General features: G+C 50.9%; 14 protein-coding genes. All 14 read left to right on the plus strand.

Annotated features, from left to right (window positions below):
- Nucleotides 1–224 precede the first annotated feature (224 nt).
- Complete coding sequence (locus K9N57_13250) at nucleotides 225–4,331, plus strand: PAS domain S-box protein (GenBank protein ID MCF7805147.1); 4,107 nt, start codon at nucleotides 225–227, stop codon at nucleotides 4,329–4,331.
- A 283-nt stretch (nucleotides 4,332–4,614) separates the two neighbouring features.
- Nucleotides 4,615–6,075, plus strand: coding sequence for a glucose-6-phosphate dehydrogenase (gene zwf / locus K9N57_13255; GenBank protein MCF7805148.1), 1,461 nt, complete (start codon nucleotides 4,615–4,617; stop codon nucleotides 6,073–6,075).
- An 8-nt stretch (nucleotides 6,076–6,083) separates the two neighbouring features.
- Nucleotides 6,084–6,812 (plus strand): 6-phosphogluconolactonase, encoded by a 729-nt coding sequence (gene pgl, locus K9N57_13260; GenBank protein MCF7805149.1) that lies wholly within the window; start codon nucleotides 6,084–6,086, stop codon nucleotides 6,810–6,812.
- Between the two features lie 534 nt (nucleotides 6,813–7,346).
- The gene (locus tag K9N57_13265) at nucleotides 7,347–7,778 is read left to right on the plus strand and encodes an Rrf2 family transcriptional regulator (GenBank protein MCF7805150.1); all 432 of its coding nucleotides are present in this window, start codon (nucleotides 7,347–7,349) and stop codon (nucleotides 7,776–7,778) included.
- 21 nt (nucleotides 7,779–7,799) lie between these two features.
- Entirely contained in the window at nucleotides 7,800–10,079 is a 2,280-nt protein-coding gene (locus K9N57_13270) for a HAMP domain-containing protein (GenBank protein ID MCF7805151.1), read from the plus strand.
- Complete coding sequence (locus K9N57_13275; protein MCF7805152.1) at nucleotides 10,057–11,454, plus strand: sigma-54 dependent transcriptional regulator; 1,398 nt, start codon at nucleotides 10,057–10,059, stop codon at nucleotides 11,452–11,454. The genes K9N57_13270 and K9N57_13275 overlap by 23 nt, the downstream gene beginning before the upstream one ends.
- A 1,285-nt stretch (nucleotides 11,455–12,739) precedes the next feature.
- Nucleotides 12,740–13,597 (plus strand): c-type cytochrome, encoded by an 858-nt coding sequence (locus K9N57_13280; GenBank protein MCF7805153.1) that lies wholly within the window; start codon nucleotides 12,740–12,742, stop codon nucleotides 13,595–13,597.
- A 336-nt stretch (nucleotides 13,598–13,933) separates the two neighbouring features.
- A complete protein-coding gene (locus K9N57_13285; protein ID MCF7805154.1) occupies nucleotides 13,934–17,575 on the plus strand; it encodes a nitrate reductase subunit alpha in 3,642 nt (1,213 codons plus the stop codon).
- 267 nt (nucleotides 17,576–17,842) lie between these two features.
- Nucleotides 17,843–19,333: a nitrate reductase subunit beta gene (gene narH / locus K9N57_13290; protein MCF7805155.1), complete on the plus strand. Its 1,491-nt coding sequence runs from the start codon at nucleotides 17,843–17,845 to the stop codon at nucleotides 19,331–19,333.
- Nucleotides 19,334–19,692: 359 nt separating this feature from the next.
- Nucleotides 19,693–20,253 (plus strand): nitrate reductase molybdenum cofactor assembly chaperone, encoded by a 561-nt coding sequence (gene narJ / locus K9N57_13295; protein MCF7805156.1) that lies wholly within the window; start codon nucleotides 19,693–19,695, stop codon nucleotides 20,251–20,253.
- Nucleotides 20,250–20,975 carry a respiratory nitrate reductase subunit gamma gene (gene narI, locus K9N57_13300; protein MCF7805157.1) on the plus strand — a complete coding sequence of 242 codons (726 nt, stop codon included), beginning with the start codon at nucleotides 20,250–20,252 and terminating at the stop codon, nucleotides 20,973–20,975. The genes narJ and narI overlap by 4 nt, the downstream gene beginning before the upstream one ends.
- A gap of 6 nt (nucleotides 20,976–20,981) precedes the next feature.
- Nucleotides 20,982–22,331, plus strand: a complete 1,350-nt coding sequence (locus K9N57_13305) for an MFS transporter (GenBank protein MCF7805158.1) — start codon at nucleotides 20,982–20,984, stop codon at nucleotides 22,329–22,331.
- Nucleotides 22,324–22,992, plus strand: coding sequence for a cytochrome c family protein (locus K9N57_13310; GenBank protein MCF7805159.1), 669 nt, complete (start codon nucleotides 22,324–22,326; stop codon nucleotides 22,990–22,992). The genes K9N57_13305 and K9N57_13310 overlap by 8 nt, the downstream gene beginning before the upstream one ends.
- 803 nt (nucleotides 22,993–23,795) lie before the next feature.
- The coding region (locus K9N57_13315) for a TAT-variant-translocated molybdopterin oxidoreductase (GenBank protein ID MCF7805160.1) at nucleotides 23,796–26,054 on the plus strand (2,259 nt) is incomplete at its 3' end.

Genomic DNA, 26,054 nt, shown 5'->3' on the forward strand with positions numbered 1-26,054 from the left:
CGTGTGTATTTTGATTATTGGATAGAATTTACCAAATAGAGCTAAGCGCAAGGGGACATCGCCTGTCCTTGTCTCAAAGGGACAATCGGAATTACCCGCTGGAAAAATTCCGATCCCGTCCGATAATAAAATATCTTTCCACGGGGATTTACCATTAAAACTTACGGCGGGGATCGCATCACTCGATTTCTCACGATATATGAATCTGGGCGCCGAATTATCTAATGAAGAAGCAAAATAACTGCGTAAATGTAATAATTCAGTGTTCCGAATATCTATTTTTAATCGGGCTAATTGTTATCCCGTTCGCTCTGACAGCCCAGACCAACCTCTTTCAATTCGAACACCTGACCATCGATGACGGCTTATCTCATAGTAAAGTAAACTGTATCCTGCAGGATAGTCGGGGTTTTATGTGGTTCGGGACCAATGACGGATTGGATCGCTATAATGGATATAAAATCACGGAGTATCAGTATAACCTCAGTGATTCCGGTAGTATCACTCACAATTTGATCCGCGATATTCATGAAGATTCGCATGGAAATTTATGGGTCGCTACTGATGCAGGTGGCCTGAATCTCTACGATCGGGATTTTGATCGGTTTTTAGAAGTGCCGGAGGATTTGAATTGTTCCGGCGGACCGATTAGTAAAAATGTGAATGCGATTGCCGAGGACCAGGCCGGTATTCTCTGGATTGGCACCAGAGATGGATTAACGCGGTTTGATCCTGTCGAGTATACTATTAAAAATTACAGCCATGATCCGGAAGACAGAACCAGTCTCAGTCATAATTTTGTGCGATGTGTCTACGTCGATTCTCAAAACCGGATCTGGGTTGGAACCGATGGGGGCGGTCTGAATCGGTTCAGACGAGAAACGCAGACATTTCAGCACAGTGAGAATAAATCGGGTGGGCTGGAGAAACTTTCGTCGGCTATCCATTCTATATTTGAGGACGGCAATGGGAATATTTGGGTTGGCGCTGATACCGCCGGAGCCTTCAGATTCCGCCCGGAATCCGGTGAAGCAGAAGAAATCGGTGGGGTTAACGGGGAAACCATTCTGACGATCCGGGCATTTCATGAGGACGACGATGGACGGTTCTGGATAGGAAGCAGAGAAGGGTTATATATCTACAATCCGGATGATGGCAGGATGATAAAGTATACCCACACTGAATCAGAACGTTCGAGCCTCACACATAAATCGGTGCAACATATTTTCCGGGATGCCGCCGGCGATGTTTGGATCGGAACCCGGGGCGGCGTCGACTATCTCAACAAGAATACTATTGCATTCAACCATTTTCCGGCAGTTGAGGGGAGCAATCACACCCTGAATAGTCGGGTCGTCTTTGGCATCGAGGAAGACGATAACGGAAACCTCTGGATCGGGACAGAATCCGGGGGGATAAACTATCTGGATCGGGCGACTGGGGATTTCACCTACTTAACCAGCGATCCGGATAAACCAAACTCCATCTCCGGGGATAATGTTAAGACAATCCTCCAGGGGAGCCGCGGAGACTTTTGGATAGGGACATTCGCTCACGGTCTTAACCGGTATGATCCAGATAGTGATACGTTTACACACTTCCTTCACGATCCTGAAAATCCCAGAAGTCTGAGCAATAACGATGTCTATTCAATCGTCGAAGATGATAATGGGGATCTTTGGATGACTACCCATGTTGGGGTAAGTGTTTACCGGCGGGATACAGGGGATTTTGACCGGTACGTGAATGTGCCCGGCGACCCAACGAGTCTGAGTCATAATGATTGTAATCTCGTATATAAGGATAACGATGGTGTGCTCTGGGTAGGCACATTTTGGGGGCTGAACCGGTTTAATACGAGTGATCATACCTTTACACGGTATACATCTGATCCGAATGACAAAACTACACTCAGCAGCAGTTTTGTCCAGACAATTCAGGAGGACAGCAAAGGCCGGTTCTGGATTGGGACTCAGGGTGGCGGCCTGAATTTGTTTAACAGAGAAACGGGGCAGGCTAAGGCTTTTACAGAGCGTGACGGCCTGCCGAATAACTCCATCTATGGGATCCTGGAAGATGACGCCGGGAATCTCTGGCTGAGTACCAATAACGGAATTTGCCGGTTTAATCCGGAGACCGGTGACACGAAAAATTACGATGCCACCGATGGGCTCCAGGGCAACCAGTTTAACTATAACGCGTATTATAAAACGTCTGCCGGTGAACTGATTTTTGGCGGTATGAACGGGTTTACGCTGTTTAGACCAGAGGAGGTACGTGACGAAACTTATAGCCCGCCAATCGTGATCACCGACTTTAAAATTTTTAATCAATCGGTACCAATTCGCGGAGAGAACTCACCCCTGGAAAAGCATATCAGCGAGACTGCCCATATTACAATTACACACGATCAGTCTGTTATCACGTTTGAGTTTGCTGCTTTGAGTTATGCCGCCAGCCAGAAAAATCAGTACGCCTACAAACTGGAGGATTTTGAACAGAACTGGAATTATGTGGGCACCAGACAGACAGCGACGTATACAAACTTGCCGGCGGGTGACTATACCTTCCGGGTCCGTGGGTCAAATAATCATGGCGTCTGGAATGATGAGGGAATATCATTAGCCATCTCCGTGACTCCGCCTTTTTGGGAAACTCTGGGATTCAGGGGCGCCGTAATTTTGTTGTTAGGTGGAATCATTTATCTTGGATATCGATTACGCACCCGGAATATGGTGCGCCAAAACCAACGGTTGGAGGCAATTAACCGTCGATTAAACACCCAGATAAGCGAACGAAAAAAGGCGGAATCAAAGATTCGGAAGTTCCGGCATGCCATAGAACAGGCGCCAATGTCCGTAATTATTATGGATAAGGCAGGCCGGGTTGAGTATACCAATCCGCAATTTCTGGAAGTCAGCGGATATACCGAGGAAGAGGTCCGGGAACTCGGGGAAGAAATAGTCATCCGGAAGGAGCAGGCGCCGGAGCTGGCTCAGGAAATGTGGGCGGCCGTGACCGCTGGTAAAACCTGGCGGAAAGAATTTAAGAATACCCGGCGGGACGGAACGGAATTCTGGGAGTTTCTGACTATCGGTCCGATCTTGGATAACCGGGGCTCTATTACCCACTTTGTTGCCCTGAAGGAAGAGATCACCGAACGGAAGGAGCTGGAAGAACAGCTCTTGCAATCGCAGAAAATGCAGGCCATCGGCCGTTTGGCGGGAGGAGTCGCTCACGATTTCAACAATATATTGACTGTAATCCAGGGATACAGTAGCCTCGCATTAAATGAAATCGACGAATCCAACTCACAGCATGCGAATTTACAGCGGGTGCATGAAGCCAGTGAAAAGGCCCAGGCACTTACTTCCCAGCTGCTGGCATTCAGCCGAAAGCAGCAGCTCCAGCCCAAAATTATCAATATTAACTCACTAGTACAGAATCTGGAGGGGATGCTGCAGCGTCTCCTGGGCGAAGATATCCACCTGGATATTCAGTGCGCCGACGGATTAAACGATGTCCGCGTGGATCCCGGGCAGCTAGAACAAGTACTCCTGAACCTGGCCGTGAATTCCAGAGATGCTATGCCCAGCGGCGGCACAATTTCCATTGCCACCCAAAATGTATTTTTCGCGGACACGGAGATCCGGGAGGATGTAAAAATTGCTCCCGGGAGCTATGTTGAATTGGCCGTCGGAGATACCGGCATTGGTATGGACCAGGAGACATTAGAAAAAATCTATGAACCCTTTTTCACGACAAAGTCCAGGAGTCGGGGCACCGGATTGGGGCTGTCAACCGTGTACGGCATTGTTAAGCAAAGCGATGGATATATTTCCGCAGAAAGTACACCCGGAAAAGGGACCACTTTTCGTATTTATCTCCAGACCTATAGCACCACTGCCCCGGAATCCGCGGAAGTGCACGCTTCCGGGATGGCGCTCACAGGGAACGAAACAGTCCTTGCCATAGAAGACGAAAAAGAGATCCTGTACCTCACCGAAAAAGGGCTACAGCACATGGGATATACAGTGTTGACGGCTTCAAACGGGACGGAAGCTGTCGAATTATACTCGGAGCAGGCCGAGGAAATCGATGTCATAATAACGGATGTGGTGCTGCCAGACATCGTGGGGCCGGAGGTCGCACAGCGGATACGGGAAATCAATCCTGCGGCAAGGATAATTTTCATGTCCGGATACACCGACGATATTCTCACACGGCACGGTATCGATATCGAAACAATCCAATTCTTGCAAAAACCGTTTACCATAGATGAAATTGCCCGGCGTATCCGGAATATCATGGATGATAGAGAGCAAGTCTAACCCGTTAATTCCCAGGCAACCTTATGTCGAAACCGGTTATTGCGATGCAAAAAACAAGCGTCCAGGAGAAGTAAAGGTGATTTCCTAAGCACCTGCCTGAACGCTGGCTGTTCCCAAGTCTCTCCTTTGTAACTTTCACCGTCAAATACTAAATTCTCAACAGCATCAAGATAAAAAGACGCCGGTGAGATATTGAGACTCGCGGGAGAAGTTAGAGGCTATTGCCTGAGAAAGACTCAAATCAAATTCAGCAGCGATTGTAGAATAGAGAGTGAGTGTGTCAATGACTGAAATTCCTGAAGAGAAACATCTTTTTATCGTCTTCGGAGGCACCGGCGACCTGATGAAGCGGAAACTGCTGCCGGCGATTTACCATCTCGTGGAAAATCAGTTGGTCTCAAGGGATCAGTGTATGATCCTTGGCGTCTCCAGAAGTGAAATGGCAGACGGCGAGTACCGGCAGTGGGCGGTGGACGCCCTAAAGGAGACGGACAATTTTTCCGAAAATGCCGCCAGGATTTGGTGCAGTGACTGTCTGCATTTTCAGTCCATTGGCAATGGCAAAGATGAAGATTACCAGGCCCTGGCCGATCGCATCAATTCGCTGGAGGCTGACTACGATATGCCGGGGAACCGGGTTTTCTACCTGGCGCTGCCACCGGTGGCGTTCGAGCCAACAATTAAAGGATTGGGTCGCGTCGGACTGAACCATAGCGACGGGTGGACGCGAATCGTCATCGAAAAACCGTTCGGGCACGATTTGAAATCGGCACACGAACTCAATGAGATTGTGCATAAACATTTTGAAGAGTCCCAAATCTATCGCATCGACCACTACCTCGGGAAAGAGACCGTACAAAACCTGCTGGTCTTCCGGTTTGCCAATGCCATCTTCGAATCGCTCTGGAACCGGGAACATATCGATAGTGTGCAGATCACCGTGGCCGAAGAACTTGGCGTAGGGCGTCGTGGTGGCTATTACGATGAGTCCGGCGCACTCCGGGATATGGTACAGAATCATCTGACCCAGTTACTGACACTGGTTGGCATGGAGATCCCCGTCTCATTCACCGCTGATGCCATTCGTGCTGAAAAGGTAAAAGTCTTGCAATCCATTCGAAAAATTGATGAGGACGACATTATTCTGGGGCAATATACCGCCGGGGAAATCGACGGTGAATCCGTACCAGGCTATCTCGATGAGCCAAATGTACCGGAGAATTCCACAACAGAAACATTCGTTGCCATGCGCCTGGAAATCTCAAACTGGCGCTGGCAGGGTGTGCCGTTTTACATCCGCAGCGGCAAGCGGCTGCCGGAACGCTCCACGCAGATTGTCGTACGCTTTCACCGGCCGCCGGTATCGGTATTTAATCCGTATGACCGGTGTACCGTAAGTTCCAATTCATTGATTCTCACGCTCCAGCCCAACGAAGGCGTGGATCTCCAGTTCGAGGTGAAATCACCGGGTGAGCCGCTGAACATCCAAACGCATGACCTTGGATTCCGCTACGGCGATGTCTTCGAACCGTTGCCGGATGCGTATCGAACATTGCTGCTGGATATCATCCAGGGCGATCAAACGCTGTTCGTCCATTCCGATGAAGTCGAAGCTTCCTGGAATTTGTATACCCCCATTCTCGAGGCGGATCTGCCGATATACGATTATCCGGCCGGCACCTGGGGGCCAAAAGAAGCTATCAAATTACCAAGAACATATGATGAACGGTGGTTTTCACTATGAGCAAAGATGTGAAAGTATTTCGAAATCGGGAGGCAATGAATCAGGCCCTGGCACGGGATATCGCCGGACAGATGCAGAAAAAAACAAAGTTCGGCGCTGATTTCCACCTCGTCTTGACCGGCGGTTCAACGCCGAAGCCGCTCTACCGGCTGCTGGGGAGCGAATATTCCGATAAAATCAATTGGAGGCATATTCACCTTTATTGGGGGGATGAACGCTATGTCCCACATGATCATTCCGATAGTAATTATCGGATGGCGAAGGTGGCGTTGCTGAATCATATAGAAATCCCTGATGCGAATGTGCATCCTATGCCGACGGGATACGATCGCCCCGAGATTGCGGCAGAAACCCATTCTGATGAACTCCGGCGGATATTCCCGGAGTTTTCGAATGCCATTCCTCGATTTGATCTGGTATTGCTGGGAATGGGCAGCGACGGACACATCGCCTCCCTGTTCCCCAATCACGATCTGCTGGAAGAAGAGGAAACTCTGGTTGGAGTCGTTACCGACTCACCCAAACCACCGCCAACGCGTTTGACACTAACGTTGCCGGTCATTAATGCCGCGAAAAATATCTATTTCCTGGTTGCCGGCGAAAATAAAGCACACGCTGTCAACGAAGTGCTGGAAGGAACGTCCCAGTCAAAAGAATTCCCCGCCAGCCTGGTCAATCCGGAAAAGGGGGAGACCGCTTGGTGGCTGGATGAAGCGGCGGCGAAGCTTTTAGAGTAACGGAAGTGTTCAAGTGTTCAGGTAACACCGTGTTATTGTGTTAAAGTGTTATTGTGTTATAGTAAAAACCTGTCAAGTGTCTTGAGTCTTCAGTCCTGTGTCCAACAACACAACTCCATCCCCTGTCCCCTTCCTCTTCTGAAGAGGAAGGGGAACACGTTTTCCCAATCCTTCGACATCGTGTTTCTCCCTCTCTTCGGAAGAGAGGGAGAATAAGAGGGTGAGTTGTGTTTGAAAAAATTACGTCATGAATTCTGTACCCGTAGTGGTTTTCGTGTTTGTAGCTCCATCTACTCCGATCAAGCTCATCACTTGTTTTGTTTTTAGTTGTTTTCTCAATCTGTTATTCGCGTTTTCTTTGCGTTCTTCGCGGCCTAGGGTTTATTTGTTTTTATCTGTGGTCATCTGCTCAATCAGCGTTCCGCCGCGGCGGACTGTGTGCTATTCCTGCAATTCAGACATAAAAGTCTTAAATAATCCTTGACATGGCCAACTTCGTACGTATTTTATAAAAAGAGTAAAAGGTCTGATATTATGATCTATTCCAAGGCGACAGAATATGCGTTGAATGCGTTAGTCTACCTGGCGGAACAGGCGCCGGATGCCCGAAGTGGTGTACACCAGATCGCAGATGCGCTGGATATCCCTGGGCATTTCCTTGGCAAAATTCTGCAGGATCTCCGGAAGGAGGAGATTGTGGAATCCATCCGGGGGCGCTCAGGTGGGTTCCGTTTGGCCCGGGCTCCGGGAGAGATCGGCCTCTATGATGTGGTCGCTGTGCTGGAAGATCTCCAACGCTATGAAATGTGCATCTTCGACGAATTCGAGTGCACCGTCGACCGGGCCTGCTCCATGGTCTGCGAATGGAATGCGGTGAAGAATCACATCACCGAATTCCTGCAAAACCATTCGTTGGCCGACCTCCAGATGGTTCGGCAGTTCCGGGCTGATCTGGATATACCGTAATATTCCTGAGAGGTAATTATCATGAAGTGGTTCAAGCAAGATCCACTCTCAAAAGTACCGATCAAATACAAGCTGCCGCTTACCTTTGTTCTGCTGTGTCTGGTGGCGTTCGGTATCGGAGGCTATTTGGTGGCCAACTCCGTGTATCATTCCATGGAGGCGGAGATCCAAAATCGTCTCCGGAGCGAAGCATACGCCCAGGCCACAGTACTGGACAAAAAGTTCGAAACCCTAAGCCGCCGGGCCGAAGATTTTGCGTCGGATGGCTACATCCGCACCCATATCGAAGGGCTGCTCGCAAAATCCACTGCTGCCGAAAAGGAGGCGCTTTACACTCATCTCCGGAATAATAAATTGCCACTGGAAGATGCCTTTATCGGATTGGCAATTCTCGGAAGAAACGGGAATCCACTCGTTCGTGCCGGTTCAACGAATCACGAATTACCTGCTAACTTTCCTGCAAAAAATGTCTCGGAAGAGACCAGAATTGTTTCGCTGGGAAACGGAAGTAAATTTGCGATTATAACCCCACTATGGAATATCAATCACACCGAAACCCTCGGCTCACTTCTTAGCGTAGTGAAGACCGATGCAATCCTGCAGACTACCGCTGCCGAGTTTAATAGCGCCGTCCGGAAATCTCAGGGCGAAAGATACCTAACACTTTTCGACAGGCGGGATGGGGCGTTGCAAATACCATGGGTAACGCTGAACCTGGATGATTTGCAACCATTGAGTTCGGCTGCTGGCGCTGCGAGATATTCACAGCACCTGGGGCATCACGCGTGCCAACATGGTCAAACAATGTTCGGCCAAAGCTATCCACTGCAAAATACTGACTGGAATGTTCTCATTGAATTGAACGCCACTCCGGCTTTTACCTCCATCAACTCGCTGGAGGGTAAATTCCTTGGGGCGGGGATCCTCATTGCGTTGACCACACTCGTCTTGCTCTATTTTCCGGTGAGATTTGTCATCCAGCCGCTGGATGCGCTCAAAAATATGGCGCTCCGGATCAAGGACGGCGATTTCTCCGTCCGGCTGGAAAACGACTCCGAAGATGAAATAGGACACTTGGCGCGCACCTTCAACCATATGGCTCAGGCGGTTGAAGAACGAACCACCAATTTGGAGCAAACCGCGAAAGATCTACGCCAGAGGGAGGAGGAACTACGTCTGGAACACCAGAGACTGGATACGCTGGTGCACTCCATGCAGGATGGGTTGGTACTCCTCAACAAGTCAGGGGAAATTGTCCTCTCAAACCGGGCGGCGAAACCAATCATTGGAATTATCGAACAGGATATCTCCGAGTTCCGTACTTCACAGTGCCGGGAAAACGGTTCAGCCCAGGATTGCATTCAGTGCCTGCGGAGGAAATTCGGTTCTCATACCTGCATTTTACGAACAGAGAAAGGCGTTTTTGAGGTATTATCAACCCAACTTCCGGGTTTGAATGACGAGGTTGGCAAGGTGCTGGTTGCCAGAGATATCACGGAGCGAGAGCGTATGCGCGAACGGCAGTCCCACCAGGAACGGCTTACCGTCCTGGGCAAAATTTCGGCTGTAGTGGCGCATGAACTCAATAGTCCGCTGGCCGCTATTTCCATGTACAATCAGATGATGCAGGGGGAACTGTCTGATGATTCGCCATACCGTGAACACACCGAGGTGATTCAGCGGAATACCCAGTCCTGCCAGAAGATCATCAAGGAGTTATTGGATTACGCCCGGACACCCCAGCCGGAGATCGAAGAGGTGGATCTGAAGCAGGTGGTGCAGGATGTTCTTCGTTTTCTCAAGCCGGTATACGAGCGAAAAGAGGTGCGGTTTGACATCGAGGCCGAGATTCCTCAGGTGACGCTCGATGGAGACAAAGTGCAGCTCCAGCAGGTAGTGGTGAACCTGGTGATGAACGCCATTCAGGCACTGCCGGAGGAAGACGGACATATCAGGATTACCATTGAAGATCATGACGAAGGATACATCCTATACGTCTCCGATAATGGAAGTGGCATTCCGGATGAGTGCATAGATGAGATATTCGAACCGTTTTTCACTACCAAAAGCAGCGGCGGCACGGGATTGGGGCTTCCGACTGCCCGGCGCATCGTCAAGGCGCACGGCGGTACACTTACGCTGATGGAGACCGGCGAGTCCGGCACCACATTCAGGGTTCAACTTCCGAGCCAGGCCGCATCCAATCCCGAACCTCCCAGGGATGGGAAGTCTTTTGGAGAAAAAGCAATTTTTGATACGATGAGTGGGGAAGAAAACCATGTCCAAACCGCAGTCAACTGAATCCATGGATTTCAATGATCTTGATATTCTGGTCGTCGACGATCAGGAAGACGTGCGTAGGGGACTCCAGCGCCTTATCGGATCGCTGGGATGCAACGTCCGGATTGCAGAATCCGGTGAGACGGCATTGTCCATGCTGCGCGAGACGGCGTTCGATATCGTATTCACCGACATCAAGATGGGCGGCATGTCCGGTGTCGACCTGATGGAGCGAATTACTGAGAATTGGGGGGACACAGAAGTGGTGCTCATCACCGGATATGGCACCATCGAACTCGCAGTACAATGCTTGCGGAACGGGGCCTCACATTTTATAACCAAGCCGTTCGACAACCAGGAGATCCTGGATTTTGTGGAACGCGCAGGATACCGGCAATTGGCAAGAAAGCGAAGAAAGCGCTCACAGGAACACTACCAATCGGAAAAAATTATCGCCCGGTCACCTGAGATGCACAAAGTACTGGAAATGACAGAGCAGGTGGCGCCCAAAACGGTGCCGGTTCTGGTGGAAGGCGAGAGCGGCACGGGAAAGGAACTCATCGCCCATGCGATCCACGAAAAGAGCAGCGTGAGCGAGAAGCCGTTCCTCGCTATCAACTGCGCGGCGCTCCCGGATTCCCTTTTGGAGTCGGAACTTTTTGGGTACAAACAGGGTGCATTTACCGGCGCGCATGAAGATACCAGAGGCCTGTTCGAGCAGGCGCAGGGTGGCACTATTTTCCTGGATGAGATCGCTTCCATGTCGATGGCATTCCAGGGCAAACTGCTCCGGGTGCTGGAGAATAAGGTCATCCGTCCACTCGGCGGCGGCGAGGATGTCTCCGTGGATTTCCGGCTGATTACCGCCACCAACCGGAACCTGGAGGAGATGGTGGAAGCCGGTGAATTCCGGGAAGATCTCCTATACCGCATCGATGTATTCAGAATTGAATTGCCAACGCTAAATGAGCGGAAGGAATGCATCCCGGCACTTACTGAGCACTTTATCGAACGTTTTTCCGTCGAAATTCTCGGAAAGAAAACATTGGTTCCGGAGTTGACACCCGCGTCGCTGCGATACCTGCGGGAACAGCAATGGAGCGGTAATGTACGGGAACTGGAGAATACCATCAAACGAGCGTTGGTGGTCTGCGATGGTAAAAAAATCCTGCCGTCGCATCTGGGGCTGTCAATCGAGACGTCCGACGACCTCGAACCGTATGAAGATTGCAAGCAGCAGGTCATTGAGGATTTTCAGCGACAGTATATCAACAAGGCATTGATACAGACCGACGGGAATGTCTCGCAGGCCTCAGAAATGTGCGGACTCACCCGGGCCGCCTTCCAGCGGATTATGAAGAAGCTTGATATCGAGCGGGAGGTTGCGGTCTCGTAATTTTCCTGTAGTAGATTCCTTAGAACACCTAAAGATGCCATCTTTCGAAAAGATGGCATCTTTTTTCGTTCTACCTGTCGGTGATCGCTTCTTGCGTCGCCGACAGTAGTTGATTGCGTAGAAGAAACCCTCATCGATTCAGCCAATACGGAGATTGACGATGGGGAGAGCATTGACCCTTCCAGGGGCGCTGACCCCTGAAAGGGTCGGCATTACCTTTTTATATTCTCCCGAAATAACTCACTTGTACGAAGCAAAAATACCCCCAGTCATCCTGAGCGGAGTCCGGCGGCTGCCGGACGAAGTCGAAGGATCTCGCTCTTTTCGGCTCCATACATTGGTTTTTCAAGATTCATCTTCTGTAGGAGTCCTTTCCGGGACGTTTCAATCCATATCGGGCTACACGTATGGTTGCACCAGCCCGCTGCAGCGGGATTCAAATTAAGTCCCGTTGTCCGGGACGAAATTAAGTTCGATTAGCCGGAGATGGAGTGTAACGGAATCTCCGGTGACTGCTCATCCGGATCCGACTAATTACATTCAATCCCTGCCGGGGTTGGGCGTTCCCCTGGCTCCACAAACCCCGGACTAAAGTCCGGGGCTATTCATGTTGAATCCCTTTGGGATTCTGACGCTTCTATCAGGAAAATCCTGTGAAAGTCCTCCTGACTCAATTGTTATCCAACCAATCTTTTTTTGGGGAGCCCAACAGGGCTCAAAATGAATAGCCCTGGGTGAAATCCAGGGTACATTTCTAATGATGATTTTGATAAGTGTAGTTATTTTGGGAAACTCAGTGTCTGAGCACCCGGATAGAATCTACCGAGTAATGTTCTGCAAGAGGCATATTATGAAAGACCATGAATATTTGAAGAAGTGCGAGTTCTGAGTTTCCTTGAATTTTTCGTCCCTTTTGTTTCAAGACAAAAGGGACAATAAAACAGAGAAGGTATTTTCACTGATATTGAGTTTAGGATAAATCAATTAATCCCCCAATTTTCCCGGTGCATACTCCACTATACACCTCCAACTACCTGTAATATCAATCGGTTACCCGAAACCAGTGATTTCCCCTGCATAGCGTAGTATCCGATTTTCTGAGATATTGACGATTTCCTATTTCAAAATTTCGGCCCGTATTTCAAAAATTGGTGTATGTGTAGGATGAGTATAAACAATGATTTAACCTGCCTATATATTATTAATCAGAATTTATAGTCCGATTATGGCACAGCGCTTGTAACTGTATTTAGTGAATTACTAATCAACACAACGGAGCGATTCGGTGAACCGAGGCTTTTATCTTCTGAACAGTCTGATATTCGCAATTATTCTGTGTTTACCCTTTGACGCAAGCGCCCAGCAGTCCGTAAAAGAATTCTTTCGCCAGAACTGCTACAGCTGCCATACCATCGGTGGGGGACGTCTCACCGGTCCGGATCTGAAAAACGTGAGCGAGCGCCAGGATCGGGAGTGGCTGGTCGAATTTATCCTGAATCCGAAGCAGGTGCTGAACAGCGGCGATCCGTATGCCGTGAAACTCCAAAAGGAAGCCCGCGGCGCCGTGATGACCGACGTGCCTGGCATCGACCGGCAGCTGGCAAACGCACTCCTGGATTTTATCGCCGAGGAATCCCAGAAAGAGGAATCCGAATTCGCCGGATCCCAGATCAGCGATCGACCGCTTACTCCGGCGGATGTGGCGCAGGGACGTAAAATTTTCTTTGGCACGCAAAATCTGCAAAACGGCGGCCCGTCCTGTATCTCCTGCCACACCGTTAACGATCAGGATTACTTACTGGGCGGCGGAACGCTGGGCCCGAACCTTACAGGCGCCTTCGGACGGCTGCAGGGCAGAAAAGGGTTGTCGTCCTGGCTCACCGCACCTCCGAGCGTCACCATGCAGCCGGTGTACAAAAATCAGCCCATCGCTTCTGATGAAGTTCTGCCGTTAGTCGCCTTTCTCCAAAACCAGCAGCAACAGAAGGCTCAGGCCCGGATGTCCCCCTTCATCAATCTGTTATTATTCGGCGTCGGTGGTGCGGCGTTGCTGCTGGTCATCTTTGATCAGATCTGGGGATTCCGCTTTCGGGGTGTCCGGAAATCGTTACTGAGAAAAGCGAAAAAATCCCGACAGGATTAACAGGATTTACAGGATAACAACAGAAAAAAATCAAAAAATTAACAACGGTCAAATGACAAAAGCGAATAAATGAGATGGTTTCAAAAGAGGTTTGGTGAGCGGTGGATAAATAATCCTGTCAATAATGGTGTTTTAGATAGAAATGAAAAAGACAGGATTAACAAGATGAACAGGATAATTACAAATAAATAAAATGATGACAAAATTGAATTGAAATGTCAAATGCGGTGAAAAATTAGATCAAATTGTAATAAAAACTTTAGGGTCGGGTTGGGTTAAAAATCCAGTCAATCCTGTAAATCCTGTCAGATATGCAGTTGAAAGGGTAACAATATTATGAGTAAAAACAACAATTGGATCCGTGACGACGTAGTCCCGCAGCAGCGCCAGTGGGAGGAATTTTACCGGAATCGCTGGCAGTACGACAAGATTGTACGCAGCACCCACGGCGTCAATTGCACCGGAAGCTGCACATGGGATATCCACGTCAAAGACGGCATCGTCACCTGGGAAATGCAGGGGCTGGATTATCCGAAGTTGGAGTCCAAACTACCAGCATACGAACCCAGGGGATGCCAGCGCGGGATTTCCTTCTCGTGGTATCTCTACAGTCCGCTGCGAGTGAAATACCCGTATATCCGCGGTGCCATGCTGGATCTCTGGCGGGAAGCCAGGGCCGAATACGATGATCCTGTGGACGCCTGGGCGTCCATGGTGACGGACGAAGAGAAGCGCAATCGCTGGCAGAACGCCCGCGGCAAGGGCGGATTCCGGCGCACGGACTGGGACACGGTGCTGGAAATTATGGCGGCGTCCAATATCCACACGATTAAGAGTCACGGCCCGGATCGGATCGCAGGATTTTCGCCCATCCCTGCCATGTCCATGCTGAGTTATGCCTCCGGCGCCCGGATGCTCCAGCTCATGGGTGGGCTCTCGCTCTCTTTCTACGACTGGTACTGTGATTTGCCAAACGCTTCCCCGGAAACCTGGGGCGAGCAGACCGATGTCCAGGAATCCGCAGACTGGTACAACGCCAAGATGCTGGCGGTCATGGGATCCAACCTGAATATGACCAGAACCCCAGACTGTCATTTTGCAGCAGAAGCCCGCCACAACGGCACGAAAATGTATGTCTTTTCCCCGGATTACAGTCAGGTTTCGAAATACGCCGATGAGTGGATGCCGATTAATGCGGGACAAGACGGCGCCTGGTGGATGGCGGCGAATCATGTGATCCTGAGCGAATTTCACCATAAAAAGCAGACCTCCTATTTCCAGGATTATATCAAGCGGTATTCCGATTCGCCGTTCCTGGTGGAGATGTCCAAAGATGGTGATCACTTTGAAGCGGGGCAGCTCCTCCGGGCGGGACGATTATCACAATATACCGATGAAGAAAACGAAGAATGGAAATTCCTGATGTGGGACGAGGAGGAAAATCGTCCCAAGATGCCCATGGGCAGCTCAGGACATCGCTGGGAAGAGGCCGGCGGTAAGTGGAACCTGAAGCTGGAGGACGGCAAAGATGGCAGCAAGATCCATCCGCAGTTGACATTTCTGGATGACTCGGAAAATACCGCGTCTGTCCGGTTCGACAATTTCGGCGAGGGTGATAGCTTTCAGAGGTCGGTACCGGTGCGGAAAATCCAGACCGAAGACGGCGAAGTGACCGTCACCACGGTATTCGATCTCCTGATGGCGCAGTACGGGGTGAACCGCGGTTTGCCGGGCGACTATCCGGAAGATTATGACGACGACAAGCCGTACACGCCGGCCTGGGCGGAGAAATACACCGGACTGAGCAAGGACAACATCATCAAGTTTGCGCGGGAGTGGGCCTCCACGGCCGAGCACACCAACGGCAAGTGCACGGTCATCATCGGCGCGGGCATCAACCACTGGTATCACGCCAATCTCATGTATCGCGCGCCAATTCACGCGCTCATTTTCTGCGGCTGCATCGGCGTGAACGGCGGCGGGCTGGCGCATTATGTCGGACAGGAAAAGCTGGCGCCGGGCGAATCATGGAGCTCCATCGCCTTTGCCAAAGATTGGAATGGCGGTGCGGTTCGCCTGCAAAACGCTCCCAGCTGGCACTATGTGAATTCCGACCAGTGGCGCTACGAAAAGAATTTTACGGACTATCACAGCGTCCCCAAGAACCAGACGGAGGATTCCATTGCCCAGGGACATACCATGGATCGCCAGATCCAGGCGGTGCGCAACGGTTGGCTGCCGTTTTATCCGCAGTTCGACCGGAATCCGCTCGATTTGATGAACGAAGCCAGAGATGCCACCGGATCGACAAACCAGGAAGCGATTGCGAACTACGTGGTTAACCAGCTCAAGTCACGGGAATTACAGTTTTCCGTGGAAGATCCGGACGCCGAAGCAAACTGGCCTCGAGTCTGGTACATCTGGCGGGGCAACGCCATTCTGGCGAGTGCCAAGGGGCATGAATATTTTCTGAAACATTATCTGGGTACGCACCACAATTCCATTTCCAATGAAGAGTTTGCCCGGGATTCTGTGGAGGAAGTCAAATGGCACGAGGAACTCCCGGTGGGCAAGATGGATCTGGTGGTGGATCTGAACTTCCGCATGGATTCTTCTGCGCTCTATTCCGATATCGTTCTCCCGGCGGCCACCTGGTACGAGAAGGATGACCTGAACTCCACGGACATGCACAGCTTTATCCATCCCCTGGGGAAGGCCGTCCCGCCGTGCTGGGAGTCCAAGAGCGACTGGCAGATCTTCAAAGAGATCTCGAAAAAGTTCTCCGAATTGGCGGAGAAGCACTTCCCGGAACCGGTGCAGGACATCGTGGCGAAGCCGCTGGCGCACGACTCGTCCGCTGAAATTGCCCAGCCGGAGATCAAAGACTGGATTAGCGGTGAGGCCGATGCCATCCCTGGGAAGACCATGCCGTCCTTTCACGTCGTCTCCAGAGATTATAAAAACCTCTATAAACAATTCATATCGCTGGGACCCGAAGCCCGGGAGAACGGACTCGGCGCCCACGGAACGCACTACGAAATCGAGGACGTCTACGACGAGATGCTGGAGACGCATCCCACCGAATCCTGGGACGGAAACCAATATCCGTCTCTGGACGAAGACCGGGATGCCTGCAACGCCATCCTGCATCTTGCCACTGTTACGAACGGCGAACTGGCGTATCGCAGCTACAAAAATATGGAAGAGAAGGTCGGTCTGCCGCTGGCGGATCTGGCGGAGGGCAGCCGGGACATCGTCACCAGTTTCGACGATATCGTGGCTCAGCCGCGGCGGTTCGTGAACAGTCCCATGTGGTCTGGCCTCATGGATGACGGTCGCGCCTATTCCCCGTTTACGTATAACGTAGAACGGCTCGTCCCGTGGAGGACGCTCACCGGTCGCCAGCACCTGTACCTTGATCATCCGGGGTACATACAGTTCGGGGAGCATCTTCCAACTTACAAGCCGAAGCCGATGCCCGCTCAATATGCGGAGCTGGAGTTCAGCGATAAGGAAACGAACTCTATGATGCTGAACTACCTCACGCCGCACGGAAAATGGCATATCCATTCCACTTACGGGGATAACGAGCGAATGACGACGCTATCCCGTGGCGTGGAACCGTTCTGGATTAACGACAAGGACGCCGCCGAACTGGGCATCGATGACAATGACTGGGTGGAAGTTTACAACGATAACGGTGTCGTGGTTACTCGTGCAGCAGTGAGCGCGCGGATTCCCAGAGGAATCTGTATCCAGTATCACTCGCCGGAGCGGACGTATTCAGTACCGAAATCCCCGATACGCGGTAACCGGCGCGGCGGCGGGCACAACAGTCTGACGCGCACCCGATTGAAACCGAATCTCATGGTCGGCGGCTACGGCCAGTTTACCTATCACTTCAACTACTGGGGCCCGACCGGCAACAACCGCGACACGCATATCCTGGTGCGGAAACTCCCGGAATTGAAATGGTGACGGAAATAGCACGCAGATGACGCTGATTTAGCCGATGACCACAGATAAAAACAAATGAACCGCTGAGACGCGAAGAACGCAAATAAAACGCGAAGAAATAAAATGAACAAACGAGAATATTAATAACGAACTGTAACTCGCTAAAGCGGGGACTACCAACAAGTGAGACACAGGACTGGTTTTAACTATAGCACAGTAACACGGTAACACATTAACACGTCGTTACCTGAACACCTGAACACTATAACACACTAACACAGGTTTTATATGGATATCAGATCACAGATTTCGATGGTTTTTCACCTGGATAAATGTATTGGCTGTCACACATGTAGTATTGCGTGTAAAAATATATGGACGGATCGCGAGGGCGCCGAATACATGTGGTGGAATAACGTGGAGACAAAACCCGGTACCGGCTACCCCACCAAGTGGGAGGATCAGGAAACGTACCAGGGCGGCTGGGAGGTTCAGCACGGGAAGCTCCGGCTTAAGTCCACCGGCAAGGCCCGGATTGTGGCGAATATCTTTCACAATCCGCACCAGCCGAGCATGGACGAATATTACGAGCCGTGGACGTACGATTACGACAATCTGTTCAACGCTCCGGAGGGTACCGACCAGCCCACGGCCAAGCCAATTTCCAAGGTGACCGGCGAATATATTGACGTGGAAGCAGGCCCCAACTGGGATGACGACCTTGGCGGATCGCCGGTCTATGCGGAGAACGATCCGAACCTGGAAGCCCTCACCGACGCCCAGCGTCAGCAGATGTTCGAGATCGAGCGGATGGTGTTCTTTTACTTCCCGAGGATTTGCAATCACTGCCTGAATCCCGCCTGTGTGGCGGCGTGCCCGTCCGGCGCGCTCTACAAGCGTGGCGAGGACGGCATCGTGCTCCTGGATCAAGAGCGGTGCCGGGGATGGCGAGCCTGTATCGCAGCCTGTCCGTACAAAAAGACCTATTACAACTGGAAGACCGGTAAGTCCGAAAAATGTATCCTCTGCTTTCCGCGACTTGAAACGGGACAGGCCCCGGCGTGCTTTCATTCTTGTGTGGGGCGAATCCGTTATCTCGGTGTTCTGCTGTACGATGCGGATCGCCTGGAGGAAACCGCTAAGAAGGAAGACCACGAACTGGTTGACGCCCACAGGGATATTATCCTTGATCCCTTTGATCCTGAAATTATCAAGGAAGCCAAGGCAAACGGTATCCATGAGGATACCATCAAGGCAGCACAGGATTCCCCGGTCTGGAAATTCGTTAAGGAGTGGGGAATAGGACTTCCGCCGCATATCGAGTACCGGACGCTGCCCATGTTATTCTACGTGCCGCCGTTGCTTCCCGTAATATCCAGTTTTGACGGGGATACGGTCAAAAGCATGTCCGACGGATTTTTCTCGGACTTCGAGAAAGCCAGAGCACCCATAGAGTATCTCGGCAAGATGTTCGCTGCCGGCAATAACAGCAAAATTCGCTACGCGCTCAAAAAGCAGATGGCTGTCCGGGCATATCGGCGGGCGAAGACTGTGGGCGATCTAACCATGGAAGAAGCGGAAAAAATACTTACCGAAGCGGACAGCTCTCCAGAGGAAGCGGAAGGCATCTACCAGCTCACCTCCATGGCGCGGCTGGAAGATCGGTTTGTGATTCCGCCGGCCCACCGCGAAGAAGCAGTGGAGATGATGGACGATCCGCTGGAGCATAAAACATCGACGGGATTCGGCTTTCGGAATGAGCCGAAACGCGGTGCGTAAATGACTGTTAGCCACGAAGAAACGCGAAGAAAACACGAAGAATTATTAGAAAAAAGTATCAATGAATATAAATGTAGAAACGTAGCATGGAGGCTGGGTGAAAACAATAAATCAAGCACAACATTTGTCATCCCGAGCGGAGTCCTGCCTTGTTGGGACGCAGCCGAGGGATCTCGTTGTTTCACCTCAAAGCTTTGATTACGAAGGGATTTTAAAAAGTTGGAAGCAAAGGACTAGGAGATTCTTCGCTTCGCTCAGAATGACAGGTTTTTCTTGACATTGCATTCTCACACAGCCTTCATGCTACGTCTTTACTACAAAAGAGAACTAAAAATAGATAACACAATACCGGAAATACCATGACAAACCTCATGCAAACGCAACAGAAAGACATAGAAATTACTGGCGAGATTCTGACCGCGTACGGGAAAATCCTGAAATATCCGGATGATCAATATAGTGAACAGGTTCAGGAGTGGGTGGAATCTCTGGAAGGATATCCGGAAATCAGGAGTCATGTTCAGCCGTTCGTGCAGCACGCGGAAAACGCATCCTTGGGCAAACTCGAGGAACTATTCGTCAAGACGTTCGAGATGAATAAAAAACGTCCACTGGAGATTGGCTGGCACCTGTACGGCGAGGAGTACAAGCGCGGCCAGTTCCTGGTAAAGATGCGGGATCTGCTGCGTGAGCATGGAATTCAGGAAAACGGCGAACTGCCGGATCATCTGACCTATTGCCTGACGGTGCTCCCGAAACTTGATTCGGCTGATACAGAAACCTTTGTACGAAAATATATGCACCCGGCAATTGACAGCATTATAGAAGGCTTCGGTGAGGAGGAAAATCCATATCTGAGCGTGGTGGAATCTCTCTCCATGCTATTGGAAGGAGCCTACGGAAGGAGCGAAGAAGAATGAATCAGGGCTTTACTTATTTGAATCTGCTGCTGTATGCCGTCCTGCCGTATCTGGCGATCTTCACGTTGCTGCTTGTCTCTATTTATCGGTATCTCCGGCTTGGATATTCCTACTCTAGCCTGTCCTCGCAATTTCTCGAAAACAAGCAGCATTTCTGGGGATTGGTTCCGTTTCATTACGGAATCATCACCATCCTCGCAGGACACCTGATTGGTTTCCTCATCCCGAAGCAGGTACTCTGGTGGAACAGCGTTCCAGCCCGGCTGTACGTGCTGGAGATCACCGCATTTATCGGCGGTGTGTTTACGCTCATCGGGCTGGTGAATATTATGATTCGCAGGTTCACCGACACCAAGGCGCGGATGACAACTACCACCGCCGACTGGATTGTGATCGGCATCCTGCTGTTCTCAGTAGGCACCGGGCTGTTCACCGCGATCTTTCATCGCTGGGGCAGCTCGTGGTTTGCGGCATCCATGGCGCCCTATCTCTGGTCAATCATCAAATTGAATCCGCAGATCAACTTTATTACGCCGATGCCGATCCTGGTAAAGTTGCACATCATCGCGGCGTACGTGATGGTGCTGCTGTTCCCGTTCACCCGGCTGGTACACATTTTGGTGGTGCCGAATCCGTATCTCTGGCGAAAGCCGCAGCTGGTGCGCTGGAACTGGGATCGCAAACGTATCAGAACAACCACATTTAAACCCAGGCAGAAATAATTTCCAATGAATGCACAGACTGACACCCTCACGCAGACCGAGTCCCCGCAGGAGAAAAAGGGGCGGAAACTCGCAGATCGGATTACCGGTTCGCCAAACCATGGCCTGTTCGGCGCAACTCTGGGATTTTTCGTTGGCTTTGCGGCGGTCTCGCTGTTCGGGCCGACCGCCAAACTCCTGGACGAAAATATGATGATGACCTCCGTCCAGCTGGGGCTGTTGGTCGCCATGCCCAGCCTCTCCGGCTCACTGTTACGTATTCCCTTTGGCGCGTGGGTCGATACCACCGGTGGACGCAAGCCGTTTCTGATATTACTACTCTTATCGGCCGCCGGAATGGCCGGCCTGTACGGACTGCTCTGGCTGGTCGGCCCGGAAAGCCTGACTATCGATTATTATCCGCTGCTCTTAGCCTTTGCGCTGTTAAGCGGTTGCGGAATCGCCACGTTTTCCGTGGGAATCGGGCAGGTCTCGTACTGGTTTCCAAAGAAGAAGCAGGGCTGGGCCCTTGGCGCCTACGCCGGTTTCGGCAATATTGCTCCGGGACTATTCTCGTATTTAGTGCCGCTGCTTATCGGCGCTATCGCGATTACCGCCACGTACGGCATCTGGCTGGGATTTCTGCTGCTGGGCATCGCTGTCTACTATTTCTTCGCCCCGAACGCCTACTTTTTCCAGCTCCGTAACTACGGATATTCCTTTCAGGATGCCAAAACAGCCTCGGCCGAACTTGGACAGGAGCTTTTTCCCCAGGAAGGCGTGTGGACGGGGCTCATCAAGGCGGCGAAAATCTGGCGCACCTGGCCCCTGGTTTTTCTCTATTTCACCACGTTTGGCGGTTTTCTGGCGCTGACTGCGTGGTTCCCGACCTACTGGCAGGAATTTTTCAACAAGCCTCTGGCAGTGGCCGGCGGATTTACCATGCTCTATTCCGTTCTCGCTTCAGTCATCCGGGTTCCCGGTGGCATTATCTCCGACAAAGTCGGCGGCGTTCCGACGATTATTGTCTCGATGACTATCAATCTGATCGGCGCTATTCTCCTCATCTGGGGTGGCAGCATGGTTATGGCTATCATTGGACTCTTGTTAATGGCCATCGGAATGGGCGTGAGCAACGCTGGCGTGTTTAAACTGGTACCGCAATATATCGAGGAAGCGGTTGGCGGTGGTTCCGGCTGGGTCGGCGGACTCGGCGCGCTGGGCGGATTTGTCATTCCCCCGGTGATGGGCTGGTTCGTTGAAGTTCAGGGTGATGCCGGATACGCCAATGGATTTTTGGTGTTCGTCGTACTTTCGATTATTTCACTCGGACTTGTCTTTCTCCTGAAGCGAACGGAGGCCGGCGCAGATGCGTAACGGTTTTCTTCTCCGCAGTATCGGTATCGGCGTCCTGTTGCTCCTGATTGCCGGCGGTGTACTCTATCTGCAGCAAACAAACATCAACCGTCCGGGAAATCACCAGGGATATTCGCCGAAGCAGCCCATTGATTTTTCCCATCAGATGCACGCCGGCGAACTGGAGATTTCCTGTAACTATTGCCATACCAGTGTGGAAAAAAGCCAGACAGCGGAAATTCCGGCGACCAGCACCTGTATGAACTGTCACAAGTTCGTAAGCGCGCCGTGGGATTCGGTCAAACTGGAAGAACAGCGCGCCGAAGAAGAGGAACGCGATCCAAACCTCATCGTCTCTGCGGAGATCCGAAAAATTTATGAGTCTGCAGGATTTGATCCGCAATCTATGGAGTATTCCAATACGGATGATGCCCAGTCGATACGATGGACGAAGGTGCACAATCTGCCGGATTTTGTGGCATTCGAGCATCGGCGGCACGTGACCGCCGGTGTGGATTGCCAGCAGTGCCATGGCGACGTGGCGGCCATGGAGCGGGTGGAACAGGCGAAATCGCTCTCCATGGGATGGTGCGTGAACTGTCACCGGGACGTGAATAATGACCTCGTTTCCGGACTGGAAAAACGATACGCCTCAACGGATTGTGGTGCCTGCCACTACTAATAATTTGGCAGGATTAACAGGATGGACAGGATTAAAAAACACGAATAAAAACCTTAAATAAAAACGAATAGATATAAATAAAAGGAAACTCTTAGGACAGAAGAAACTCATAATGAATTATCATTTCGTATCAACCTTTCTTGGGGTGGTGGGGAAATCCAGTGAATCCTGTAAATCCTGTCTGAGGTTTTTGAATGGATAAACAGCATATACAGGATAAAACCAACAAGAATGACAAACCGCGAATAGACGCAAATGAACACGAATAAAAGAGCAGACATCATTTATGATAGAACGACAGTTTTTACTACCAGTTTTTTGTGGGGAATGGGGGGATTAATCCAGTGAATCCTGTCCGGGTTTTTTGACAGGATTCATAGGATATACAGGATAAAATCAAAAAGAATGGCGACAGCGAAGAAACGCGAATAAAAGAAAATCCTTATGACAGAAGAAATTCAAAAATGAATCATGGCTCTTTATTCACATTTTCGTTTTCGAACGGGTAGGGAACAATCCAGTCAATCCCGTAAATCTTGGCAAAGAGAGGTTTTTTTAGGAATGATAGGACAGGATTAACAGGATTGTCAGGATAAAAAAACGGCTAGTATTAAAATTGACTAAAAATAATAGATCACATTAAACGCTTTGATTAACACTGCAAATAAATACCAATGAATTCAAACGAGATTATAACTAAGTATCAACAGTTAAAATACAATAATTACGGCAAGATTTTTGGAAGTTTCCTGGTGTTTAAATCCAGTCAATCCCGTAAATCCTGTCAAAAAGATGAGTTTTAAATGAAGTCTGAAAAACAATACTGGCGGGGATTCGAGGAGCGGGACGAGACCGAGGAATATCTGGAGAAGGCGCAGACTGAATTCCCGGAGCCTCCGAAAAAATTCACCGGCAAATCCGGCGTTACCCGGCGATCCTTTCTGAAGGCGGCGGGTTTTACAATCGCCGGTTCTGTGCTGACAGCCTGCTCCCGCGGCCCGGTGAAAAAGGCGATCCCATATCTGAACAAGCCGGAGGAAGTGACACCCGGAAAGGCGTTCTGGTACGCCTCCACCTGCCACGGATGCAGCGCCAGGTGCGGGGTATTGGTGAAAAACCGGGACGGTCGTCCAATCAAACTCGAAGGCAATCCGCAACACCCGCTTTCGCAGGGAGGGCTCTGTGCTGTTGGACAGGCATCGGTGCTGGATCTGTATGACTCCCAGCGAATCAGCCAGCCGGAGATCGATGGAAAACCGACGACCTGGAATGATGTCGACAGCAGAGTCCGGGTGGCGTTATCAGAAAGAACCGGCAAGACAGTGCTGCTCACCGGGACGGTTACCAGTCCGACTACACGTGCTGTCATAAATGAATTCACTGAAGAATATCCGAATTTTTCGCACATCGAATACGACCCGGTATCGTACGAGGGGATCCTGGAGGCACATCAAGAACTGTACGGAAGACGCGTCCTGCCACGCTATCAATTCGAAAAAGCCCAAATGATTTTGAGTCTGGACGCCGACTTCCTCGGCACCTGGATTTCGCCGGTGGAGTACTCCAAAGGATACTCGAAGAACCGGACGCCTGATCCGGAGCATCCGGAGATGTCGTACCACGTGCAGGTGGAGAGCCGGATGTCCCTGACCGGCAGCAACGCCGACCTGCGGATTCCGCTGTCGCCTCAGGAGATTTACCGGTTGACGGCAAACCTGGCGAATACCGTTGCGAAAAAAGCCGGGCGATCAGCGCGATTCGGCAGTCACGAGCTCCCAATAGACAAAAACGATTTTAAGGAGTTAGTTGCCCGGCTCTGGGAGCATCGCGGCGAGAGTCTGGTGGTGAGCGGGAGTAACGATGTTAGCGTTCAGAAGGCTGTCGCATTTATTAATGAAGTGTTGGGTAACGTCGGAACCACAGTAGATATTGCAAATCCGTCGTACCAAAAGCGCGGAAATTCTGAGGCAGTTCAATCACTTTTAACTGATATGCAGTCCGGCGAAGTCGGCACTTTAATCATCTCTGGCGTAAATCCTGTATATGATCTTTCAAATGGAGAAGATTTCGGCTCGGCACTTGAAAAAGTCGAACTCACGATCGGACTCAACGACCAGCGGGATGAAACTATGGAAGCGGTTTCGGTGCACTGTCCCACGCCGCACTTTTTGGAATCCTGGCATGACAGTAAGCCGGTGGATGGTATTTTCTCAATAACACAGCCGAACATTCAAAAATTGGGCGATACACGTACATTAAGAGAATCGCTCTCTGCATGGATTGGTAAGCCCGCCGACAACTACACGCTGATACGTAATCGCTGGGAAAAGGAAGTATTTGCGCAGAGCGGATCCAAAGAAAATTTCCAGACCTTCTGGGATTATGCCGTTCACGACGGCTATGTGGATTTATCAGATACACCTTCGACGCAACCAAGGTTTGACGCAGGAGCATTGGAGCCTGTCCCGAAAATTGAAGAATCATCCGGATTGACGCTGCTATCGTATCAAAAATCCGGAATGCTGGATGGAAGTCACGCCCACAATCCGTGGCTGCAGGAGATGCCGGATCCGATTTCCAAGGTGACGTGGGATAATTATGCGAGTATCGCTCCGGAGACGTCAAAACAACTGAATATTGAAACTGGCGATATCCTCCGGTTAAAAACCGGCGACGGCTCCGTCGAACTTCCGGCGCTGGTACAGCCGGGACAGCATCCTTCTGTCATCGCGATTGCGCTGGGATATGGTCGGAACATCACCAAAAGATTTCATGGAGTTGGTCCGGAGTGGATTCAGGCGAAACCCACCGTCGAAAAAGGGGAAACGGTGGGAGAGCGGATAACCCATCTGTTCCCGGCCGATTCGGATTTTATGGTCGAAGTTGAAATTGAAATGACCGGGGCATCAACCGAACTGGCGCAGACGCAGACGCATCACACCCTGGATATCCCGGAAAAATTCGGCGGCGCGGATCGGCAGATGGTGCGGGAATCTACTTTGTCCGAATTCGCAGAGCATCCCACCCACGAGTCCGGGCACAGTCAGGAAGATCTCCAGCTC

The sequence above is a fragment of the Candidatus Neomarinimicrobiota bacterium genome (assembly GCA_021734025.1).
GTDB lineage: Bacteria > Fidelibacterota > JAANXI01 > JAANXI01 > JAANXI01 > JAANXI01.